Source organism: Paucidesulfovibrio longus DSM 6739 (genome assembly GCF_000420485.1).
Taxonomy (GTDB): Bacteria; Desulfobacterota; Desulfovibrionia; order Desulfovibrionales; family Desulfovibrionaceae; genus Paucidesulfovibrio; species Paucidesulfovibrio longus.
In genome coordinates, this window is record NZ_ATVA01000013.1 from 310,114 (window position 1) to 331,797 (window position 21,684).

Consider the following 21,684-nt stretch of genomic DNA (forward strand, 5'->3'; position numbering starts at 1 on the left):
AAACAGCAAAATGCCGCCTCCCGTGCGGGAGGCGGCATTTTGAATCCCAGACGATCAAGCGGGGAAAACAGACTACTCTTTCCCGGTCAAGCCCACGATGCTGATGCCGGATCGGTTCGCTTCCGCAATGGTTTCCTCGCGATCGAAAAGCAGGCTCTTCCCCGCCTCGATGCCGAGACAGGTCGCCTTGCCCTCGCTCATGGTCCGGATGGTGTCCTTGCCCGCGCTGGGCAAATCAACGCGCTCCTCCTGGCCCGGCTTGAAGACCTTGACCACGACGCACTCCTCGCCGCCAAGTCGGCAACCGCGACGGATGGCCTCATCCGTTCCTTCCAGGGCTTCCACGGCGGCCACGATGCCCTCCCGAAGGATCAGGCACTGTCCGATGTCCAGACGGCCCAATTCCTTGGCCACGGTCCATCCCTGCCGCAGATCATCCCATTCGCGCTCAGTGGGCTGACGCCGCGTCAGCACGCCTTCGGGAGTCAGCAGGTCGGGAACGTGCACATGGGGCGGAACCACGCGCATCCCTTCGGATTCAAGCTCATGCGTGAGTGCGCCGAGCAGATTCGTGTCGCCCTTGTTCTTGTTCTTGAAGATGACCTTGAGCGCGCGCATGTCGAAATGCCGCACATCCATGATTCTGGGTTTGTCGATCGTGCCGGCCATGATGACCTGCTCGACCCCGTTCCGCTTGAAGAAGTCAAGAAGCTTGCCGAGCTTGCCGAGCTTCAGGGTTTCCACGACATCGGCATGAACGGCCACCTCCATGTTGCTGTGGCCCTCGAAACAGGCGACCACGAGCTTGTGTCCCGCCTTTTTCACGCCCTCAGCAACAAGCACGGGGAATTGGCGGCCCCCGGCGATCAGGCCGATCACGCACTTGGAATCCGGCATGGATCCGCTCAGTCTCCGTTCTTGTGGTAATCCGGGGCGACTCCGCACTTGGAACCGCGCATGAATTCGACCACGTTGGCAACGGCGGGCACGTTCGGGAACTCGGCCAGCGCCTGCTCAATGGCTTTCTCGCGCGGCAGCCCGGAACGGAAAATGATCTTGTAGGCTTTTTTCAAGGCACGGCAGGCCTCGGTGTCGAACCCATGGCGACGCAGCCCGATCAGGTTCGGCCCCATCAGTCTGCCCCGCACGCCGTGCGCGAGCATGTATGGGGGAATGTCCAGGTTGTAGCCGCTGGAACCGCCGAGAAACGCGTATTCGCCGATGCGAAGGAACTGCTGCACGGCCGCCATGCCGCTGACCACGGCATGATTGCCGATCTCGACGTGTCCGGCGAGGTTCACGGCGTTGGCCATGATCACATGGTCGCCGAGGACGCAGTCATGAGCCACGTGCGCATACGCCATGATCAGGCAATGCGAGCCGATGCTGGTTTTGCCGTGTCCCTGAACGGTGCCGCGGTTGATGGTGGCGCACTCCCGGATTGTGTTGGAGTCGCCGATTTCAACCCAGGTCTCCTCGTTCTTGTAGGCGAGGTGCTGCGGCTCGCCGCCGATGCAGACGTAGGAGTGGACGTGGTTGTTCTTGCCAAGCCGCACAAACGACTTGATGTGCACGAAGGATTCGATCGTGCTGCCGTCGCCGATGGTCGCGTTGTCTTCGACGACGCTGTAGGGACCGATGACGACGCCCTCGCCGATGACCGCTTTGGGCGATACGATGGCGGAGGGATGAATGGTATTGGACACTAGAGATTCTCCTTGTCCACGAGAGCCGCGGACAGTTCAGCCACGCAGGCGAGTTCCCCGTCGACCTCGGCAACGCCCTGCATCTTCCAGAGCGACATTTTCCGGACAAAGTCGGACATGCGGAGCGTCAGTCTGTCGCCGGGCATGACGGGCCTGCGAAACTTGACCTTGTTGATGCCCGTGAACATGAAGACCTTGCCGACAATGTCGATGCTCGGATCCTGCATGACGTAGAGGCCGCCGGTTTGCGCCAGAGCCTCGATCATCAGCACGCCGGGCATGACGGGAAGTCCGGGAAAATGCCCCTGAAAGAACGGTTCGTTGAAGGTCACGTTCTTGTAGGCGACGATATGCGAACCCGCTTCGAATTCAACGACCCTGTCCACGAGCAGGAAAGGGTAGCGATGCGGGATCAGATTCATGATCTGACGGATGTCCAAAACAGTCGTGTTGCTAGCCATTCGAATCTCCGGAGTCCGCCTCCTGAAGGCGTTCCAATTCCTTTTCGAGTCGGCGGACACGCTTGAGCAGTTCAGGCAGACGGGGCAAGGCGGCCCCGACGCGCAGGAAGGTGCCCACCTCCATCATCGGATTGTAGGTGACCTTGCTCCCGGCGGGAAGATTGTTGTTGATGCCTCCGCGCGCGCCGATCATGCAACCGTCGCCGATCTCGATGTTATCCTTGATACCGGCCTGTCCGCCGATGATCACGCCGTCGCCGATCTTGGTGCTGCCGCCGATTCCCGTCCCCGCGACGACCAGGCAATGCTCGCCGATGCGCACGTTGTGGCCGACCTGCACCAAGCTGTCGATCTTGGAACCGGATCCGATGGAAGTCTTGTCCAGGGCTGCGCGATCGATGGAAGAATTCGCCCCGACCTCAACATCGTTGCCAAGAACGACGCGACCGATCTGAGGAATCTTCATATGCCCCAGCGGAGTCTGGGCAAAGCCGAATCCATCCCCACCCAGCACGCTGCCCGGCTGCATGATGCAACGGTCGCCAAGCGTGGTATCGGCCATCAACACGGCATTGGGAAAGATCAGGCAATTACTGCCGATATGGCAGCGTTCGCCGATATAGCAGCCCGGGAAAACGACGGTTCCGGGACCGATGACGGTTTCGGGGCCGATGAAGGCAAACGGATAGATCGTAGCCGTTTCATGGATCTCGGCCTGCTTGCCGACAAAGGCAAGCTGACTTTGCCCGGCGAATTCGCCCTGCGGCTTGGCGAACAGGGTCACCACACGGGCGAGATCCATATATACGTTTGCGCTGATGAGCGCGGACTCGACCATGCCGACCTGGTCGGCGGCGAGAAGAACCGCGCCGGCCTTGGTCTGCTCCAGCATTTTGACATACTTGGGATTGACGAGAAAAGAGAGCTCCGATTCCCCGGCGCTCTCCAGTGTATTTACCCCAAGAATCTCGCGGTCGGGGCCGGATTGCTCCAGCCCCAACTGCATGGCTATCTCGGAAAGAAGCATATGCCTAGTGGCCCTGAGCCTTCCAGGCCTTGTTGACCTCTTGGATCAGTTCGTCCGTGATGTCGAAGCTCTTGTCCAGATAAAGCAGACCGCTCTGCTGGAATTCGAAAACGAGGGTATAGCCCTTGCTCTCGATGAACTTCTCTGCGACCTTCTGCATCATTTCAAGGACAGGGGCGGAAAGCGCCTTGTCTTCGGCAATGGCCTTCTGCTGCAAGTCGCGGCGCAGGTCTTCGAGATCGCGATACTTGCGCTTGAGCTGGAGTTCCTTTTCACGCTTGGTGTCCAGGGAATAGGCAGCGCTCTTGTTCTTGAACTCTTCGGAAAGCTGCTTCAGTTCGTCTTCCAGGCGCTGGCGCTCGCGGACCATCGGATCAAGCTTCGTCTTGAGCTGAGCCGCAATCTGCTGTCCGGGCTCCGAGGTCTTCTTCAGGCGTTCCATATGGATCACCGCGATCTTCAGATCAGCCGCGAAAGCGGGAACCTGCAGAACGAGAGCCATGATCACCGCGAGAAACAATACCTTTTTCATCCGTATCTCCTTTGGCCGTTCATTTTCAGCAAATAGTAACGACAGCGCGGGGGCACGCAACGGCCCGACGCTCTTCGTCATGATCAACTCATCAACAATGCCTGGGGTTCTCTAGAACGTCTGGCCCATGCGGAATTCAAGACGGTTGTTGGAACTGTCCTGAAGTTCGTCCAAGCCATACCCCCAATAAATTTCCAGCGGCCCCATGGGCGAGTTCCAACGTCCGCCGATACCGACGCTCTTATAGAGTCCAAGGGAAGGATCGCCGCCTTCCTCGGTCGTCGTGTTGTCGGATGTGGTGAACCATTCCCCTTCCTTCCAGGCATTGCCAGCGTCGAAGAAGAGAATGCCGAGCACGCCGTATTCCTTGCTGAGGGGGCAAAGAAGTTCGAGGTTGGTGTAGAGGGCCTTGTCGCCGCCGATGGCCTCGCCATTTTCATCGCGCGGGGAAATCTTTCTGTTCGTGTACCCGCGAACGGAAGTAATGCCGCCGAGACGATAGCGTTGCGCCGTGGGGATGTCATCGCCGCCGAAGTTCTCGTGAACATACCCGAGGTTCGCGTGCGCGCGGAAGGACATGTCCCAGAAGATCGGCTCGTAATGCTCGATATCGTATCCATACTTGACGAAGGCGTCGTCGCCCCCAAGCACGCCGCCGCCGTAAGTGAGCGCAACGCTCTGGGACGTGCCCTCGGAGATGAAGAAGGTGTCGCGCGTCAGGTTCGCCCTGGCGATGGTGGCCGTAACGGCGCTGAGCAGATGATTTCCTTCGTCGTCCTTGATGGAGTCGGAAGCATCCGAAGCCACGTCGTAGATATTATAGAAGCTGGCGGTATAACTGAGCTTGGCCCGGGTGTGGTCGCCGAGCGGATACAGCAGAGCCCCGGTCAGGCTCAGGTCGCTCATGTCGTATTCGTCGTAATCATTCACGGAACGGGTGGCGGTCAGCGAATAGCCCCAGGGCTGATCGTCGTAGCGCGGGTCCACGAATTGCAGGGAAAACTCGTTGGAACTGCCGCCGTACGAACCGCTCAGGCTGAGCATGTAGCCCTTGCCGAAGAGGTTGTTTTCCTGAATCGCGCCGGCCACATAAAAGCCGCCGGTGGAGGAGAAGCCGAAACCGCCGCCGATCTGGCCGGTGGGGGCCTCCTTGACCTTGACCTTCAGGTCCATTTCGTCAGGGTCGCCGGTGGGAATGGGTTCGATGTCCACCCCCTCGAAATAAGCGAGGTTTTCCAGAGCCTTCACGGAATCCTGGAGCGCCTTGGCACTGAAGGTGTCGCCATCGGACAAGGAGACGTCGCGCAGGATGACGTTGTCCCTCGTCTTGGTGTTTCCTTCCAGAAGCACCCGGCGGATATGGACCTTTTGGTGCTTGGAAAGGGTGTAGATGACATCTGTCAGCTCCGGGGTCGCGCCCTGGGCGAACTGCACTCCGACATCGGCGTAGGCGTAGCCCTGATTGCTGTACAGGGCAGTCAGCGCTTCCACGTCTTCGCGCACCACGGAAGCATTGAGGTATTCCTCGTCTTCGCGGACTTCGTCGAGCTTGATGACCTTGTCCAGTTCCTCCGGGGATTCGATCAAATCGCCTTTGTACTGGATGTTTCCGATCTTGACCCGCTGGCCTTCGGAAATGCGGAAGGTGACGTAGATGCCGTCGTCGCGGAAGTCCACTTCGGGACGTCCGACCTGAACGTCAAGGAAGCCGCGGTTGCCGTAGTAAGCCTTTATGGCCGTGGCGTCGCGCTCCAGCAACTCCTCGTTGAGGACGTCCGAGGAAGTGAACCAGCTCATGATGCCGCTCTCGGAAAGGGCCAATTCTCCCTTGAGGTCATCGGCATCGACCTGTTCGGCGCCGTCGAGAATGATTTCCTTGATGTAGAGCTTGGGGCCTTCCTCGACCACGAAATTAAGTTTGGCCTGCCCGTTTTCCCCGCCCTCGACCTCGTAGGAAACCTTGGTCTTGTAGTACCCTTCCGTACGGTAAAGACCGCGGATGGTGTTCATGTCGTCGCGAAGCACCTTGAGGTTCAACACGGCCCCTTTCTTGGTGGAAACCGCTTCAAGGATGTCCGCTTCGTCCAGCTTGTCCGCACCTTTGACGCCAAGCTCCTGGATGCGGGGCTTTTCCACGACCTGGAACAGCACCTTCTTTCCGCCGGAAACGTCGGAAACCACGACCTTCACGTCGTCGAAGTAGCCGAGGTCATAAATATTTTTCAATTCCTGGTTGATCCGGGCCGGATCATAGGTCTCGCCCTTCTGGAGGCCGAGACGCATCAAGACCACTTCCTTGTCCAGGATCTTGGTTCCATCGACGTCGATGACGGCGATGGGCTGCTGGTTGAGCATGACCTTCTTCGCCTGCGCGACCACATCGTCGACAAGCGGCAGGAGGTTGATGATGCCCTCCGTCTCGGCGACGATCGGCTGCGCAGGTTCCTTGCCGAAAGCCTCCACAAGGCGTGAATCGATGCTGAGGGAATCGCCGAGCTGGGAGAAGCTCCCATAGAGAACGTAGCTGGAGCCGGTCATGAGGGCTATTTCGCGAGCCTTGGCCAGGTCCACGACGCTGATCCCCATCTCCTCGAGGACACGCTGCACGGCGTCCGGGTCGGTGATTTCGAACCCGGCCGCCTTGAGGCGGTCGGCCATGAGTGTCGGCAGGCTGTCTTTGAGATAGGAGAGATCCCCTCCGGCGTTGACCTGAAACGGAAGCACGGCGACCTTGGTCGTTCCGACGTCCTGGGCCAGCGCGGAAAAGGAGTTCAAGACGAGAAACAGCACTGTCGCGAGCAGGGCGAGGCAGCGTCTACGATTGGGCATACAGTTCTCCTGCGCGAAGCTCATACCGGCGATTCATCTTGCCGGCCAAATCCGCATTGTGCGTCACCACGATGAGTGTCATTCCCAAGTCGGCATTCAGGCCAGCCAATACTTCCGCAATTCTCTGTCCGTTCCGTTCGTCCAGGTTGCCCGTGGGCTCGTCCGCAAGAACCGCGCGCGGCCGCATCAGAATCGCCCTGGCGATGGCGGCCCGTTGGCGCTCCCCGCCGGACAGGGTCGTGACCCCGAAATCCTTTCGGCCGGTCAGTCCGACCATTTCAATCGCCTCTTCAGCGAGGGCCAGCGCTTCCTGCCTGGACTTCCCCGCGATGATCGCGGGCATGGCGACGTTTTCCAGTGTATTAAACTCCGGCAGAAGATAATGAAACTGAAAAATGAAGCCTATCTCTTTATTTCGAAACCGGGTCCGCTCGCCTGATTTCAGGCCCGCCAAGTCCCGGCCCGCGAACCGTATAACACCTTTCGTAGCCGAATCCAAGGTTCCGAGAATATGCAACAAGGTGCTTTTCCCGGAGCCCGACGCCCCCAGAATGGCCAGGGATTCCCCTGCGGCGACATCGAGATTGACGTTTCGCAGCACGTCGATCTCTTCCGTGGGGCCGCGGAACGTCTTCCCCACTTCGATCAGTTCGTATAACGCCTCGTTACTCATAACGCAAGGCATCCGCGGGCCGCAGCTTGGCAGCTCGCCATGCCGGATAGATGGTCGCAAGAAAGCAAAGCAGAAAGGCAGCCGCTCCGATGAACGTCAGATCCAAGGCATCCAGGCGGATTGGAAGATAGTCCACGGGATACACATCCTTCGGCAGCTTGATGAACTGGTATTTCTTCAGCAGCAGAGCAACGGGCACGCCGATGCAATAACCGATCACCGTACCCACGGCGCCGATGAGCGTTCCCTGATACATGAAAATTTTGCGAATGCTTGAGACTTCCGCCCCCATGGACATAAGTATGGCGATGTCCTTGGTTTTCTGCATGACGAGCATGACCAGGGTGGTCACGATGGAAAAGGACCCCACCAGCACGATCATGGCCAGAATGATGAACATGGCCGTTTTTTCCAGCTTGAGCGCCGCGAAAAGGTTCGCGTTCATCTCCTGCCAGGTCTGCACGTCGAGAGGGCTGTCTCCGAGGAGCTCGCGCAGATTCACTGCGATTTCCGGCGCCTTGTAGATGTCGTCCACCTTGACTTCCAGCCCGGATACGATGCCCTTGGGATAGCCGAGCAGACCACGCGTCGATTCCACCGTGGCGTAGGCCACCGTGGTGTCGTATTCGTACAGCCCGGTTCGGAAGATCCCCACGACGCGGAAGGGAAGCATTTTCGGCGAGTAGCCCGCAGCGGTCTGCGTACCGCTGGGGGAAAGCAGATAGATGGTGGCGCCATTCCATAGGCCGAACCTGTCGGCGAGCTGCGCTCCCACGATCAATCCGGGGATTTCGTCCTTGGTGTCCAGGGATTCGATGTCGCCCTGGACCATGTCCTTGCCGAGACTGAGCACTTTGCCTGCGCTGTGCGGGTCGATGCCGCGCAGGGCCAGCCCCTTGACGCCTCCGCCCGGCGCGGAAAGCATGACCTCGGAATAGAGGAAGGGAGTAACACCCGTGACGCCGGGCACCGTGCGGATCACCTCGGCCAGGCTTTCCGGATTGTGCACGCCGCCCACGCCGCCGCCCACGATGATGTCGGCGTTGACGCCGAGAATCTTGGACTGGAGATCCTTGGTGAACCCGTTCATGACTCCGATGACGACGATCAGAGCGGCGACGCCCAGAGCCACGCCGCACACGGCGAACAGGGAAATCACCGAGATGAAGGATTGCTTGCGGAGCGCGAAGAGATAGCGGACCGCGACGATGGACTCGAGGCTCATGACCCTCCAGTGACCGCCTCGGGCCGCAGGAGCGGGAAGAGGATGACCTCGCGGATGGACGGGCTGTCCGTGAGCAGCATGACCAGCCGGTCGATGCCCACGCCCTGCCCCGCGGCGGGGGGCATGCCGTACTCCAGGGCGCGGACATAGTCCTCGTCCATGAAGTGCGCCTCCTCGTCGCCCGCATCCTTCTCCCGAACCTGTTCCTCGAAGCGCAGCCGCTGATCCACCGGATCGTTGAGTTCCGAGAAGGCATTGGCCATTTCGCGTCCCGTCATGAACAGCTCGAAGCGGTCCGTGATGTCGGGGTTCGCCTCGTTGCGGCGGGAAAGCGGCGAAATGTCCGTCGGATAATGATAGATGAAATGGGGCTGGACCAGCTTGGGCTCCACCAGAACGTCGAAGAGCTTGGCCTGGAGCTTGCCCAGCTTTTCCCCCTCGACGACCTTCTCGCCCTTCTGCTTCACCAGGGCCTTGCACTTCTCGTAATCGGAATAAACGTCCGGGGACACGCCCCCGATGCGTTCCAGCGATTCGTGGAAAGGCATGCGGACCCACTTTCCGGGGGTCAAATCGATCTTCTCGCCCTGGTATTCCACGACGGGAGAACCGCAGACCTCGGCGGCAACGCTGGAGAACATGTCCTCGGTGAGGTCCATGAGATCCTCGAACGTGGCATAGGCCCAGTAGAACTCCATCATGGTGAATTCCGGGTTGTGCTGGGTCGAAATGCCTTCGTTGCGGAAGTTGCGGTTGACCTCGTAAACCCGTTCGAACCCGCCCACCAGCAGCCGCTTGAGATACAGCTCCGGGGCGATGCGCATGTACAGCTTCATGTCCATGGCATTGTGATGGGTTTCGAAGGGCTTGGCCGTGGCCCCGCCGGGGATGGGCTGCATCATGGGCGTTTCCACTTCCATGAAGCCCCTGGAATCCATGTAGTTGCGCAGAGCGCGCACGATCTTGGTCCGCTTGGTGAAAATCTCCCGGGTACGCGGCGTGACGATGAGGTCCACGTAGCGCTGGCGGTAGCGGATCTCCACGTCCTTGAGGCCGTGGTACTTTTCGGGCAAGGGACGCAACGACTTGGTCATCAGGCGGCATTCCGCCGCCGCGATGGTCAGCTCGCCGGTCTTGGTCCGGAAGAGTTTGCCCCGGACGCCCACGATGTCGCCGATGTCCGACTTCTTGAACAATCCGTATTGCTCGGCGCCGAGTTCATCGCGCGCGGCATAGACCTGAAGCCCCTCGGTCTTTCCCTGAATCTGGAAGAAGGTGACCTTTCCGAAGGAACGCCACGCGATGACGCGGCCGGCCACGGTGAATTCGCGGTCGAGCTTTTCCAGCTCTTCGGCATCGGCTTTCCCGAACTCGTTCAGGATATCTTCGACGTTGGAATCTTTAGAAAAATCGTTAGGATAGAGATTGACCCCGCCTTCAAGCAGGGCGCAAGCCTTCTCCACCCGGGTCTTGATGACCGGGTTCAGTTCGTCACGCACCTGCAGAGCCTCAAGCATGGGCATGAAACGCTCGGCATGCTCAGGCTTGGCCTGCAGTTTGATCTTTTTGTTCTTATTGTTGTTTGCCAAAGTGATATCCCGTGTGAATTCAAGTCTCTTAAGCCCGTAGGCACAAGAAGGAAATGACTATGCCAATTCACTGCGAGCGTCAAGCGGCCTGCCGCCGGGCGAGGCACCGCGCATGAATTGAAAAAAAAAACCAAAAAAGCTCTTGACCAATCCGGGCGGTTTTCGATAGAGATTCGACCTCGCGAGAGCGAGTCACATTCCCCAGTAGCTCAATCGGCAGAGCGGGTGACTGTTAATCACTAGGTTCGCGGTTCAAGTCCGTGCTGGGGAGCCAGAATGATCAAGGGCTGACAAGGCAAAACGCCAAGTCAGCCCTTTTTCGCGTCTGAACGGATCAATATGAAACGAGCCGCCGCTGAACGCGCCGCCCCCTGCCGTCATCCGGAATGCCGAAAGGCCAGGCATGGCCGCCGGTGTTCACCATAGGCCGATACGCAAGCTGAAAAAACGGGTCACCCAGCCTGAGAAAGGCCGGGTGACCCGTTTTTTGCGCCGGAGCATCGGCGGCAGGACGAAATCAACGCCCCGGAAGACATGCGCGTCCACTCCATCGCTGAGCTTGCGGACGTCAGTCGTCCCGCGCGGCACGCTCCCCGAAATATCGGTAGATCTTGCGCAGCGTGAAAAAGGACTCCACGGAATAATACAACCCGAATGCCCCGCAGAAATACGTGACCCAGTCCACCCGCTGGTAAAGACAGAAGAGATAGAGAACGTAGAACGGGTACTTGGAACGGATGAACAGGCGGACCTCCAGGCCAAGCTCGTTGGCGTAGACCACCAGCCCGATGAAAAGCAGGTAGGCCGAACTGAAGAGCAGCATGACCGGACCGAACGCATTCAGGTGATAGATCGCCGCTGCCGGAAGAAACACCACCCCGAGCTGGTCCGCGACGATGTCCACGAGGGAGCCGCCGGGATGCGCCAGACCCTTTCGGCGCGCCAGCGGGCCGTCTATGCCGTCGCAGGTCACGTTCAGCACGATGAAGACGATGGCGACCTTGTACCAGTCCGGTGGAACCAGACAGGCGAGCACCAGAAAAACGACGCCAAGCAGCGTGACCTGATTGGGGGTGACCCCGATTTTTTGCAGCAGAATCACGAGCGGGCTGAAGAGCTTGTCCCGCATGACCGCGAACGCCTTCTGCGTCCTTCGTTCCTTTCTATTGAAACTGTCCAACGGACCCCTACCTGATCTTGGTGAGAAAAGCGGGCGCCGCACTGATGAACGGCAACGCCGTGGCGTACACTCCCGCCTGAAACAACGTCTTGCAATACTTCTTGATGATCCCTTCCTGCATCGCGCTCCGGCAATTGCGCAGGAGGCTCATGTCGTTGGAAAGCCCCTGCTCGAAAAGGGAAACCATGCCGTAAGGCATAAATCGGATTCTCCGCCGCAACATGTCGAAGTAGGTTTCACCTTCGCACAGCTGCTGCCCGGTTTCACCGACTATGAACTGCTCCTGCGGGAAATGCGCGTCCGATCCGATGGCCCAGCCCAGGCCCCTGCCCCGCTTTTCAGGCGGAAGGTCCAAGGTGGCGTGCAGCTTGTGAAGCGAGCGGCGAAACAACGAACGCGTCATGGGGCCGAACAACCTGCAACTGATGGTCAGGGCCGAGCTGTTGTGGATTTCGACGTAATCGACCATGTTCAGCAATGCCGCGTACGCGTCGCTGGAGAGGACGTTCCCGGCGGCGCTCCTGCAGATGTGAAACGGATGGGGGATGGAGGTGATGCAGTCCAGCTCGGCTGCGATGCGGGCCGCGTCCCGGCAGGACCAGCCAAAACTCGGCAGCAGTCCCAGGCCCTTGCGAAGATGGTCTTCGTCCCGGAACAGAAAAATGACTTCGACGTTCTCCGAAGAAACCGCCTCCACGCCGGGCAGAACATGCGTACATCCCCCTTCGGCGACTTCCAGGAGATGGTGGTACGCCTCCAGAGGATTCTTGTAGGAATGTTCGGTGGATGCGAGGCAGGCGAGACCGCCGTCGGCGACAATCCTGCGCGTCAGACGGACGCGCTTTCGCCGCAGCCTGCGGGAAAGTCCGTACACGTTGGCATGGTAATGGAGATCGATGCGTGTCGTATTGCCCACGTGCAACCCGTTTTCGTGCTTCAGATCCAACATCCGGTTCGGCGGCATTGCCGCACACGCAACCTGATTCGCTATTCCAATCCGCCGGGATCAGTCAACCTCGCATCCCATCCGATCGGGATTTCCTCAGGAAACTCCCACGAGACGCTTGACGTACTCCACGTACCGTTCCTCGTCCCTGGTGTATTCACCGTCGACATGGGCGACCTTGGTCAACACGCTGACAAAGCCCTCCGCCTCGATGCGCGAGCCGCAGATATGCGGCGGAGAGCCGAAGCGCTCGGCCACATGCTTCAGGAAGCTGGAAATCCGCGCGGGCTTGAGGTCGAGTTCCTTGATGGCCTCGATCTTCTTGCTGTCCATGATCTCTTCACTGTGCACGATATAATCGATGATGAACAGCTTTTCGCTGTCCGAGAGAACGCCGTCCTCCCAGGCGAGCTGCCGCAGCAGGGCCACGCGGAGCAGGGCCATTTCCTCTCGCTCCTGGTCGATTTTCTCCAGCCGCGCAAGAAGCCGGTTTTTTTCCTGTTCAAACTCCTTGCGGGCCACTTCCAGTTCCTTGCGGGCTTCCTTTTGTCCGCGCCGCCCGACAAAAAAGCCCATCACGCCACCAAGAGCCGCGCCGCCCACTCCCGCGGCGATATTCTTGGCGGCGCTGACGCCGGGAATCACATCAAGCACACCCATTGCTCAACCTCCGATCGACCCATGTCACGTTCCCGGCAATCCCCGGCCATCGCCGCCAGGGACGATCCGGCACTGCCGCGCGCTCAGTGAACGAAACGGCTCCTTGCTGCAGATGTGGGGGGGGCCTCCTGGGAAACCTCCAAGGCCATGAGCTCCTCCACCGTCATGTCGGGGCCGACCCAAAGCCGGCCAGGCGAGCGCCAATGGCGCACGAGGGTCTTTGCCTGCCGCAAGGCTCCGGCCACGACCTGAACGTACTCTTCGAGCGGAAAACGGTATTCCACTTCGTGCGTCCATTCCGGCAGCTCGTCTTCCGGCGGCCAGCCCAGGGGAGTGCGCAGTTTCCAGGTCACGGAGCTGCTGTCGTGGCCGACGAGTATCCCCTCGTCGATGCCCACGCAGCCGGGGTCGCCGCAATTGCAGGTAAAGATGAAATACTCTCCGGGCGCAGCGGCGCTGGCGGCAAGGTCCATGGGATCGACCCAATGGTTCTGGGAATCGTGCAGATACGTGCCGTCCACGGTGAGCAGGAAATCCAGGTAGGCATCCTCGAGATTTTCCTCCTCGAGAGCCAACGTGACGGTAATGGCCAGCTTATTCATGCGTATTGTTCTCCCTGGTTCCCGCGAAGTTATCCTGAACGCGCGAAACCTTTCCCTCCCTTTACATCCACATGGACCGCTTGCCAACCGCGCAGGCTCCCCGGTCGTGATCGGAATTCTTGCCAAGCACATCCTTTTGTATTAAACGCACCCTTCCGTTTTCATGTCGGTCGCGATGGAGCGGCCAATACCGGGGGTTTTCGCACGCCCAGCGTGATTTTCCGCCGGCCCGCTCATTTTCCAGCGGAGCGCCCCCGCAACACGAGGAATGACCATGCAAAGCACCCTGCTGCTATCCGGCCTTGCCCTGTTTGGCTTCGGACTGACCTGCACCCTGTTGCGACGCGGCAAGTCCCGCACCAAGTCGTTTGCCAGCCGCATGCCCATCGAGCTGGATTTCGACGCGGCCAAAACGCGCGAACAAAACCGTCACTGATCCGAGCACACGAAACCACGGAAGAACCTTCCTCCTCCTTGCCCGTCCTCTCCATTTACGGCATAGATGCGATGGGGGCGCAAAGGCGCGTCCCTCCGCCATTGAGCCCGGAGAGAAGCATGCTACATCTCGATATCGGCGACACGCTGCTGATTCAATGCGCACATTTTGAGGAACGCCACCTGGGCGTATTGGTGGGAAAAGAAGAAGGCCGCCTGCTCGTGGTCTATGCCGACCTGCCCGCGATGGCGGCCAAAGGCCTGCGGAAGCATCCGTTCGTCTCCGTGCGCTACGCCCACGAAAGCACGCTGCTCGGCTTTGACGCACCGCTGCTGGAAAAGCCGAAGAGTTCCGAATCGCTCCTTTTCCTGACCTTTCCAGACAAGACCACGCCCTGCGACCAGCGAAGCGAACGACGCCTGCTGTGCAATTTTCCGTCCCGGATCATCGGCAACGGACTCGACCTGCCCGGCCTCGTGCACGATATTTCCGCCAGCGCGTTCCGCGTGGCCCTGGAAGACGTTTTCCAAGAACACCCCGTTTTCCTCTTCACGGAAAACGACGAGCTTCTCCTTGAATTCCACGTCATCGACCCGGAAATACGCTTTTCCTTCCGCTGCCGCCTGCTGCGCGAATTCATCGCTTCGGGAAAACGCTACGCGGTACTGCTCCTGCATGAAGAGGAAAAAGCGCGCAAGCTGTTGGGGGAATACGTGGAAAGCGTCTTCAGCGGCCCGGTAAGGCCCGATTGCCGCTGACCAGACTCGACGGAAATCAGAAGACGGGCAGCAACGCCGCCTGCCCCGTTCGGGCGAACTGCGCCATGCGCCCGTAATCCGGCGCGGAGCGGGCATCGAACCAGCCGCAGGCTCGATAGTATCGCAAATCCTCGTACCACGCGCGCAGGAACCCCTTGTGCCTCGGAAGACGGGCCCACGCCGTGAACGGATTTTCCAGGACGTTGAGCATGGGCTGAAGCAGCACGGACGGATCCCGGAAACATTCCCAGTCGCACTTCTCGCAGACCTGGCGGCGGTCCAAACGATTCACGTCCAGCTCCCAGAATTTTCCCAGATTCTCTTTTCCGCGATACCCGCATGGGAAGGCATCCAGGCTTCCCGCCTCCACGAAGAAGAAGTCGATTCCCCCACGGCAAGGGAACATCCCCTCGTCCAGCCCCACATGCTGCCGCATCAAGGCCAGAAGCGCGCTGCGCGGGGTGAAGATGCGCAGCCTGTGGCGAAATTCCGGAATGACGTCGAAGAGGGCGCGCAGCATGGCCGCCTTTTCCTCGCGGCTGAAACGTATGAAGCCGTCGGTGGAAGTGGCGGCATACACAGCGCCGTCCCCGGCCTCCTCCGCATCCATGCTCATGGGGTAGCAGGCGTTGACCGTCGTGAAGCCCAACTCCTCCGCAAAAGCGTAAAAGCGCCGGAAGGCCTCGTCGAAAGCCGCCCGGAAGCGTTCCTGCTCGAAAGGCTCGTCCGCATCGGGAACCAGTCCCGCCCCTCCGGTCAGACGGTTGATGCCCAGGTTGGCGGCGGGGTAGAGACCGCGCTCGTGGAACAGGGGCAGAGCCTTGCGCAGGCCCGCCACCATGCCCGGCAGACCCCGGTTGCGTTCATGCAGGGCTGGGTCGGACGAATCCAGGCTGATCCAGAAATTGTTCAGCGCGCTGCCAGCCAGGAGATCGGCAAGCCGTCTGATGCGGTCCATGAAATCGGGGCGGTCGTGATTGCGGAACACAAAACCGTTTGTGCCGGTACGAATGAAGCGGATCCCCACGCTCGCTGCGTGGTTCGCGAGTGCGACGATCTCTTCGGCGTGGAGCAGGGGCTCGCCTCCGGTAAAGGAAACGGAGAACACGCCGCGTTCGGCCATGGCGTCGATCAGCCGCCGCGCCTGATCCGGCTTCATGGTCACGCGCGGTTCGGGATTGGACGTCCGCATGCCGCACTGGGTGCAGGAAGCGTTGCACCGGGTCGTGTACTGGACGACGACCTGGCCCGGAACCCGCTTGCGCGCCAGCCGCAACCATGCCGAGGGGGAAAGGAAGGGCGATCTGCTCATGTTTGCAACAATACGCCCATGCCGCCGCCCCGAATTGAAGGTCAGGTTACGATGGCATGCCGATATCGTTACAACGCATTCATCGGATGCAACGCCCCTTTCAGGGGCAAAGGATGCGGTCTAATCCCGGAAGCGCTCCTGGATGGCCAGGATTTCGTCCAGGTTCGTCAGGAAGAGATCGAGCAACCCCGGATCGAAATGAGTTCCTCGTCCTTCGCGCATGATGGTCAGGGCTTTCTCGTTGGAATAAGGCTGTTTGTAGGGTCTTCGGGTCGTCAGGGCGTCGAAGACGTCGGCAATGGCGCAAATCCTGCCGTGCAGCGGGATATTCTCGCCGGAAAGGCCCCTCGGGTATCCGGAACCGTTCCACTTCTCATGATGGCTGATGGCGATGATCCTGCCCGCCTCGAGATAGGCGGAGGAAGGGGAGTCCAGAATATTGGCCCCGATCAGCGTGTGGGTCTTCATGATCTCCCACTCTTCCGGGGTCAGGGGGCCGGGCTTGAGCAGGATGGAGTCCGGGATGCCGATCTTGCCGATGTCGTGCATGGGGCTGGCGTGCAGAACGAGATCGACCTCCGCACGGTCCAGGCCGTGCTTTTCGGCCAGCAGCGCGGAATAGCGACTCATGCGGTCGATGTGGCGGGCCGTGTCCTCGTCCTTGTATTCGGCCGCCTGGGAAAGCCGCCGCAGCGTCTCCAGGTGAGCGGCCATCTTGGCTTCCTGGGCCTCCTCAAGCTCGCGGGTGCGCTCGGCCACTAGCCGCTCCAGTCCCTCCTGGTAGCGCATGACCTGGTCGTGGTATTCCTTGAGCCGAAGATGGGCGTCGAGACGAATCCGCAGTTCCGTCACGTCCACAGGCTTGGTGATGAAGTCGCTGGCACCCGAACGGACCGCGTCGAGACGGTCGCGCTTGTCCGAGAGAGCCGTGGCCATGACCACGGGCAAATCCTGAAACCCCTGCATGGAGCGGATCTTCTGAACCACTTCAAAGCCGTCCATGTCCGGCATCATCACGTCCAGCAGCACGAGGTCGGCATTCTGAATCATGTCCAGCGCCTTGCGCCCGGAATCGGCAAGAAGAAAATCGTATCCGAAGCTCTCCACGAATCCGGACAGTACCTTCAGGTTGATCTCTTCATCATCCACGATGAGAATTGTCTTGCGTCCGCCTTCCGCTGCCATTGCGCACTCCCTTGACTGCCCATGATTTTCGTATTGTTACGAATACCCGTCGAAAGCAGAACAAGTCAAGGACGACGGAGCCGTCAGGTCCGGCCGTTTTCCGGCGGCAGACAAAATTCCGGAACAGACGACACCCGGCCGCGTTCCATGAGAACGACGCCGTCGCTTACGGATTCCAGCCAGTTCCGGTCGTGGCTGACGATGACCAGGCTTGCGCCCCATTCTCTTCGGGCCAGCATGGCGGCGGTCATGATGCGCTCGGCGTTTTCGGGATCAAGGCTGCTTGTGGGCTCGTCCAGCAGCAACACCTTCGGACGCAGCGCCAGCCGCGCGGCCAGGGCCACCCGCTGGGCTTCGCCGCCGGAAAGCTCCCGCCACGATCTGCGCGCGAAGGAATCGGGTTCGAGGCCGACCGTTTCCAGCGCCTCGTTCACCCGCGCCTGAATTTCCACGGAACGAAAACCGCCCCGCACCTTGAGACCGTACCCCACATTGGCCGCGACGGAGCGCAGGAGCAGATACGGTTCCTGGGTCAGCAGCGCCACCTGTCTGCGGATGTTAGGAGTCGCCGGTCCGGCGGGCCTGCCCATGAAATAGAGCACGCCTTTGTCGGGCGCTTCCAGAAAAGCCAGGATGCGCATCAAGGTGCTCTTTCCCGAACCATTGTGGCCGGCCACCCCCAGGATGCCGCCTTCGGGAATGGCCAGCTGCGGCACGTCCAGGGCCACGCGCTCGCCGTAGATGCGGCGCACTCCTTCCAATCGGTAAAGGGGTTCGGTCATCGCTGCGACGACCTCCTCAGCATGACGGCCAGCAGGTTCACGGCGAAGGCGATGAACATGAGCACCAGGCCGAGAGCGACGCCCATGCCGAATTCCCCCTTGCCCGTTTCCAGGGCGATGGCCGTGGTGATGGTCCGGGTGTGCCACTTGATGTTGCCGCCGACCATCATGGAAATGCCTACCTCCGAAACGATGCGCCCATACGCGGCCATGGCCGCGAGCGCCACGGCGAAACGGGCCTCCGCGAGCGTGGTCAGCAGCACCTGGCCCGGGCTTGCCCCCAGCGTCAGCAACGTCTGGCGCAGCCTGCGGTCCTGGCTCTCCACGGCGGTGGCGGTCATGGCCACGACAACGGGCAGTCCGAGCAGAGTCTGGCCCAGGGCGATGCCGCGCATGGTGAAGAGCAGCCCGAAGTCGCCCAGAGGGCCCTGGCGGGTGATGAAGGCGTAGACGAGCAGGCCGATGACCACGGTGGGCAGGCTGAGCAGCGTGTCCACGAGGAGGCGAACGCCCCGCTTGCCGGGAAATTCATAGTAGCCGAGAGCGAAGCCGAGCGGAGCCCCCAGCACCAGGCTCGCCATGATGGACATGGTGGAAACGCCGATGGTCGTGCGGACGGCGGACCACGTCTGCGGGTCCCCCAGCATGAGCAGGCGAAATGCCTCAAGCACTCCTTGCGCGATGAAATCCATAAGCTGCGGCATTCCGGTTTGCGGCACGGGCGTGCCGGATGCGAACACAAAAGGCGGGGGAGCGGTCAGCCGCTCCCCCGTCCGAAAACAACTATATTACTTTGCGTTGGGGGTGAAGAGCTTTTGGTTCAGCATCAGATAATCGCCGATGATCTTCTGTCCCTTTTCGGAGGTCATCCAGTCGGCGAACTTCTCGGCCAGGTCGTGGCGGGCGTTCGGGCAATGCTCCTTGTTCAGCAGCAGGACGCTGTACTGGTTGAAGAGCACGTCGTCGCCTTCCACCAGGACCACCAGCGGCGGATTGCCGTTGTTGGTGTCGGCGTACTTGATGAAGGTGCCGCGGTCGGTCATGGTGTACCCGCCCATCTCCTCGGCGACCTTGATGGTGGCGATCATGCCCTGGCCCGTCTGGACGTACCAGGCTTCCTTGTCGGGCAGCTCCATGCCGGAGGCCTTCCAAAGGGAAATCTCCTTCTTGTTGGTGCCGGAATCATCCCCTCGGCTGATGAACTTCGTTCCGGAACCGGCGATGGTCTTCAGCGCGGCGGCCACCTTCATGCCCTTGACCTTGGCGGGGTCGGCCGCAGGGCCGATGATCACAAAGTCGTTATACATGACCTGACGGCGTTCCGAACCGAAACCGCTTTCGATGAAGGCCTTCTCCGCGGCGGGAGCATGCACCAGCAGAACGTCCACGTCGCAGTTTTCGCCCATCTTGAGAGCCTTGCCCGTGCCGACGGCCGTCCATTTCAGCTCGATGCCGGTGTCCGCCTGGAAAATGGGCGCGAGGTAATCAAGCAGGCCGGTGTTGTCGGTGCTGGTGGTCGTGGCCATCATCAGGGTTTCCGCGCGGGCAACGCCGAGCGTCAGGAGCATCAGCGCCATAACCATCACAATCATACGTACTTGTTTCATTTGCTTCCTCCATATCATGTTTGCTTGAACATATTTTCTACCACTAGCATGGGGATAGCTCAAGTCAACAAGAAAAATTTTCATGACGATTCGACACCGGGCAAAGTACTTTCCAATAATCTACTTGAAACAATTTCGATAATCATTATTATCTAATGTTGAATCTTGAAACGAGGAGCTAAAAATGTACTTCAAGCAAATCACGGTGCCCGGACTGGGCTGCTTTTCTTACGCCATCGGCTGCCCGGGGGCCAAAGCAATGGCCGTTGTCGATCCCAAGCGCGACATTCAGGACTACCTGGACATCTCGCGCGAGGAAGGGATGAAGATCACGCACATCATCGACACGCACGTGCACGCGGACCACGTCAGCGGAGCGCATGAGCTTCGAGCGGCCACGGGGGCCGAAATCATGATGTACGAATCATCTCCCGTGGACTTCCGCTTCAGCAAGGTCGCCGAAGGCCAGCAGCTGGAGATAGGCAACGCGCGAATGGAGTTCATGCATACTCCCGGCCACACGCCGGACGCGCTTTCCGTCCTGGTCACGGACCTCTCCCGCTCCGAAGAGCCCTGGATGATCCTCACCGGAGACGTGCTTTTCGTGGGCGACATAGGCCGTCCCGATCTCGCCGGAAGCGAGGTCATCGAGGATCAGGTCCGCAACCTGCACAACACCCTCTACAACAAGTTCGCGAAACTTCCGGACTATCTGGAGGTCTTTCCCGCCCACGGCATGGGCTCGCTCTGCGGCAAGGGCATGAGCTCCAAGACAAGCTCCACCTTGGGATTCGAGCGCAAGCACAATCCCATGCTCCAGTTCGCCTCCTTCGACGAGTTCCACAAGGCCATGACCGGGGACTACCCGGCCCGGCCCAAGAGCTTCACGCACATCATCAGCACGAACAAGGACGGCGCCCCCCTGCTCGAGTGCTGCCCCCTGGAAAAAGCCTTGCCGCCGGAACGCTTCGCCGAGCGCATCCAGGAAGGCACGCTGGTCATCGACACGCGCGACACGGCGGCCTTCGGCGGATTCCACATTCCCGGTTCGCTGAACATCGGCTTTGAAAAACAGCTCGCCAACTGGGTCGGCATGGTGGTTCCGCCGGATGCGGATCTGCTGCTCGTGGTCGAGGACAAAGACGCCTACGACGCCATGACCACGGAACTGCATCGCATCGGCTACGACCGGATTTTCGGGTACCTCGCAGGCGGCATCAGCGCCTGGCTGCTTTCGGGACGCGATCTTGAAAAGCTGGACCAGTTCTCCGCCTCGGAACTGCGCGGACTCGCCGGCGACAAGAATCTGAACATCGTGGACGTCCGCACTCCGGGAGAAGTCAAGGGCGGCATCATTCCCGGCGCGAAGCACACGCCCCTGACAGAAGTCCTGGAAAAGGGGCTGCCCCTGCCCAAGGAAGCTCGAACCGTGGTCTATTGCGGAAGCGGATACCGCTCCAACATCGCGGCCTCCGCCCTGAAAAAGCAGGGCTACGAAAACGTGCACTCCCTTGCGGGCGGGATCACGGCCTGGACACGGGCGGGCTTCCCCCTGGACTAGGCGAGCGCAGCCCGGACTCCGAACGCGAACCCACTGCGGCGACCGTATCCCGGTCGCCGTTTTTTTTTTGGCGCACCGCAAGAGCACTTATTTATGCATTCGCACCCTAAAGTTTTCTCTCTTGCCCGCCGATAAGAAAAGCGGAGCGGATTTCAATCCCCAACACCGCTTCGGGAGAAACCATGAGCTTCGCCATTTCCGACCACGGCCTTTCCCTGGCCGCCATGCTCCCCCGCCGCAATGAAGGCGTTGCGGATTATTCCGCCATTGATCCCATGGCCAGCGCCTCGGTAGCCGCGTTGAGCGATCCGGCCGCCCAGGCGGTCAAGCAGAACAAGAACGTCGCGGCCGAAGCCGCAGCCCTCGAATCCCAATCCGTCATGGCGCTGATCCCGAATCGGCCAGCCGCGTCCCACGCAAATCTTGCGGCAGTTCACCAAAGCGCCACCGAAGCCAGCCCGGACAGAACGGCCGGAACCGTCACGCGCCGGGCCGTCGAGAGATATCAGGCCGAGGATTTTCCCAAGGCCGGAAACAGTCTCGACCAGACCGCATAGCCATCCAAACGGATCGGCAACGGAAAACCGCCCCCTGATTCTTCAGGAGGCGGTTT

General features: G+C 60.2%; 22 protein-coding genes and 1 tRNA gene. 5 read left to right on the top strand and 18 right to left on the bottom strand.

Annotation, left to right across the window (positions count from 1 at the left end; genetic code table 11):
* Positions 1-72: 72 nt before the first annotated feature.
* From G452_RS0108530 to lysS, 9 genes are all read right to left on the bottom strand, one after another.
* A complete protein-coding gene (locus G452_RS0108530) occupies positions 73-897 on the bottom strand; it encodes an LpxI family protein (RefSeq protein ID WP_022661836.1) in 825 nt (274 codons plus the stop codon).
* Between the two features lie 8 nt (positions 898-905).
* Positions 906-1,706 (bottom strand): acyl-ACP--UDP-N-acetylglucosamine O-acyltransferase, encoded by an 801-nt coding sequence (gene lpxA / locus G452_RS0108535; RefSeq protein WP_022661837.1) that lies wholly within the window; start codon positions 1,704-1,706, stop codon positions 906-908.
* Positions 1,706-2,167 carry a 3-hydroxyacyl-ACP dehydratase FabZ gene (fabZ, locus tag G452_RS0108540; protein WP_027189123.1) on the bottom strand — a complete coding sequence of 154 codons (462 nt, stop codon included), beginning with the start codon at positions 2,165-2,167 and terminating at the stop codon, positions 1,706-1,708. The genes lpxA and fabZ overlap by 1 nt, the downstream gene beginning before the upstream one ends.
* Positions 2,160-3,194, bottom strand: coding sequence for a UDP-3-O-(3-hydroxymyristoyl)glucosamine N-acyltransferase (lpxD, locus tag G452_RS0108545; protein WP_022661839.1), 1,035 nt, complete (start codon positions 3,192-3,194; stop codon positions 2,160-2,162). The genes fabZ and lpxD overlap by 8 nt, the downstream gene beginning before the upstream one ends.
* 4 nt (positions 3,195-3,198) lie before the next feature.
* The gene (locus tag G452_RS0108550; RefSeq protein WP_022661840.1) at positions 3,199-3,726 is read right to left on the bottom strand and encodes an OmpH family outer membrane protein; all 528 of its coding nucleotides are present in this window, start codon (positions 3,724-3,726) and stop codon (positions 3,199-3,201) included.
* A 111-nt stretch (positions 3,727-3,837) separates the two neighbouring features.
* Positions 3,838-6,555: an outer membrane protein assembly factor BamA gene (gene bamA, locus G452_RS0108555; protein ID WP_022661841.1), complete on the bottom strand. Its 2,718-nt coding sequence runs from the start codon at positions 6,553-6,555 to the stop codon at positions 3,838-3,840.
* Positions 6,542-7,228: an ABC transporter ATP-binding protein gene (locus G452_RS0108560; RefSeq protein WP_022661842.1), complete on the bottom strand. Its 687-nt coding sequence runs from the start codon at positions 7,226-7,228 to the stop codon at positions 6,542-6,544. Before G452_RS0108560 ends, bamA begins: the two co-directional genes overlap by 14 nt.
* Positions 7,221-8,453 carry a lipoprotein-releasing ABC transporter permease subunit gene (locus G452_RS0108565; protein ID WP_022661843.1) on the bottom strand — a complete coding sequence of 411 codons (1,233 nt, stop codon included), beginning with the start codon at positions 8,451-8,453 and terminating at the stop codon, positions 7,221-7,223. The genes G452_RS0108560 and G452_RS0108565 overlap by 8 nt, the downstream gene beginning before the upstream one ends.
* Positions 8,450-9,976, bottom strand: a complete 1,527-nt coding sequence (gene lysS, locus G452_RS0108570) for a lysine--tRNA ligase (RefSeq protein ID WP_051142025.1) — start codon at positions 9,974-9,976, stop codon at positions 8,450-8,452. Before lysS ends, G452_RS0108565 begins: the two co-directional genes overlap by 4 nt.
* A gap of 264 nt (positions 9,977-10,240) precedes the next feature.
* On the opposite strand from lysS, the gene G452_RS0108575 reads away from it, so the two are divergent.
* Positions 10,241-10,316 (top strand) — tRNA-Asn (locus tag G452_RS0108575).
* Positions 10,317-10,610: 294 nt separating this feature from the next.
* Here G452_RS0108575 and G452_RS20545 read toward each other — a convergent pair.
* The 4 genes from G452_RS20545 to G452_RS0108595 form a co-directional block, all read right to left on the bottom strand.
* Positions 10,611-11,171 carry a CDP-alcohol phosphatidyltransferase family protein gene (locus G452_RS20545; protein WP_022661845.1) on the bottom strand — a complete coding sequence of 187 codons (561 nt, stop codon included), beginning with the start codon at positions 11,169-11,171 and terminating at the stop codon, positions 10,611-10,613.
* Between the two features lie 58 nt (positions 11,172-11,229).
* Entirely contained in the window at positions 11,230-12,171 is a 942-nt protein-coding gene (locus G452_RS0108585; RefSeq protein WP_155887613.1) for a hypothetical protein, read from the bottom strand.
* A gap of 93 nt (positions 12,172-12,264) precedes the next feature.
* Positions 12,265-12,828 (bottom strand): TerB family tellurite resistance protein, encoded by a 564-nt coding sequence (locus G452_RS0108590; RefSeq protein ID WP_022661847.1) that lies wholly within the window; start codon positions 12,826-12,828, stop codon positions 12,265-12,267.
* Positions 12,829-12,911: 83 nt separating this feature from the next.
* Positions 12,912-13,430: a hypothetical protein gene (locus G452_RS0108595; RefSeq protein WP_022661848.1), complete on the bottom strand. Its 519-nt coding sequence runs from the start codon at positions 13,428-13,430 to the stop codon at positions 12,912-12,914.
* Positions 13,431-13,704: 274 nt separating this feature from the next.
* Here G452_RS0108595 and G452_RS21455 point away from each other — a divergent pair, with 274 nt between their 5' ends.
* Positions 13,705-13,866 carry a hypothetical protein gene (locus G452_RS21455; protein WP_022661849.1) on the top strand — a complete coding sequence of 54 codons (162 nt, stop codon included), beginning with the start codon at positions 13,705-13,707 and terminating at the stop codon, positions 13,864-13,866.
* A gap of 119 nt (positions 13,867-13,985) precedes the next feature.
* The gene (locus tag G452_RS0108605; RefSeq protein ID WP_022661850.1) at positions 13,986-14,624 is read left to right on the top strand and encodes a PilZ domain-containing protein; all 639 of its coding nucleotides are present in this window, start codon (positions 13,986-13,988) and stop codon (positions 14,622-14,624) included.
* Between the two features lie 16 nt (positions 14,625-14,640).
* Here G452_RS0108605 and G452_RS0108610 read toward each other — a convergent pair whose 3' ends face one another.
* The 5 genes from G452_RS0108610 to G452_RS0108630 all read right to left on the bottom strand — a co-directional run bounded on the left by G452_RS0108610 (position 14,641) and on the right by G452_RS0108630 (position 19,510).
* Positions 14,641-15,936 carry a radical SAM protein gene (locus G452_RS0108610; protein WP_051142016.1) on the bottom strand — a complete coding sequence of 432 codons (1,296 nt, stop codon included), beginning with the start codon at positions 15,934-15,936 and terminating at the stop codon, positions 14,641-14,643.
* 120 nt (positions 15,937-16,056) lie between these two features.
* Positions 16,057-17,121, bottom strand: a complete 1,065-nt coding sequence (locus G452_RS0108615; protein ID WP_022661852.1) for a response regulator — start codon at positions 17,119-17,121, stop codon at positions 16,057-16,059.
* Positions 17,122-17,204: 83 nt separating this feature from the next.
* Entirely contained in the window at positions 17,205-17,903 is a 699-nt protein-coding gene (locus tag G452_RS18670) for an energy-coupling factor ABC transporter ATP-binding protein (RefSeq protein WP_022661853.1), read from the bottom strand.
* Positions 17,900-18,595, bottom strand: coding sequence for an ABC transporter permease (locus tag G452_RS0108625; RefSeq protein WP_022661854.1), 696 nt, complete (start codon positions 18,593-18,595; stop codon positions 17,900-17,902). The genes G452_RS18670 and G452_RS0108625 overlap by 4 nt, the downstream gene beginning before the upstream one ends.
* Positions 18,596-18,691: 96 nt before the next feature.
* Positions 18,692-19,510, bottom strand: a complete 819-nt coding sequence (locus G452_RS0108630; RefSeq protein ID WP_022661855.1) for a substrate-binding domain-containing protein — start codon at positions 19,508-19,510, stop codon at positions 18,692-18,694.
* Between the two features lie 184 nt (positions 19,511-19,694).
* Here G452_RS0108630 and G452_RS0108635 point away from each other — a divergent pair, with 184 nt between their 5' ends.
* Both G452_RS0108635 and G452_RS0108640 read left to right on the top strand, forming a co-directional pair.
* Positions 19,695-21,071, top strand: coding sequence for an MBL fold metallo-hydrolase (locus G452_RS0108635; RefSeq protein ID WP_022661856.1), 1,377 nt, complete (start codon positions 19,695-19,697; stop codon positions 21,069-21,071).
* A gap of 182 nt (positions 21,072-21,253) precedes the next feature.
* A complete protein-coding gene (locus tag G452_RS0108640; protein ID WP_022661857.1) occupies positions 21,254-21,628 on the top strand; it encodes a hypothetical protein in 375 nt (124 codons plus the stop codon).
* Positions 21,629-21,684: the final 56 nt, after the last annotated feature.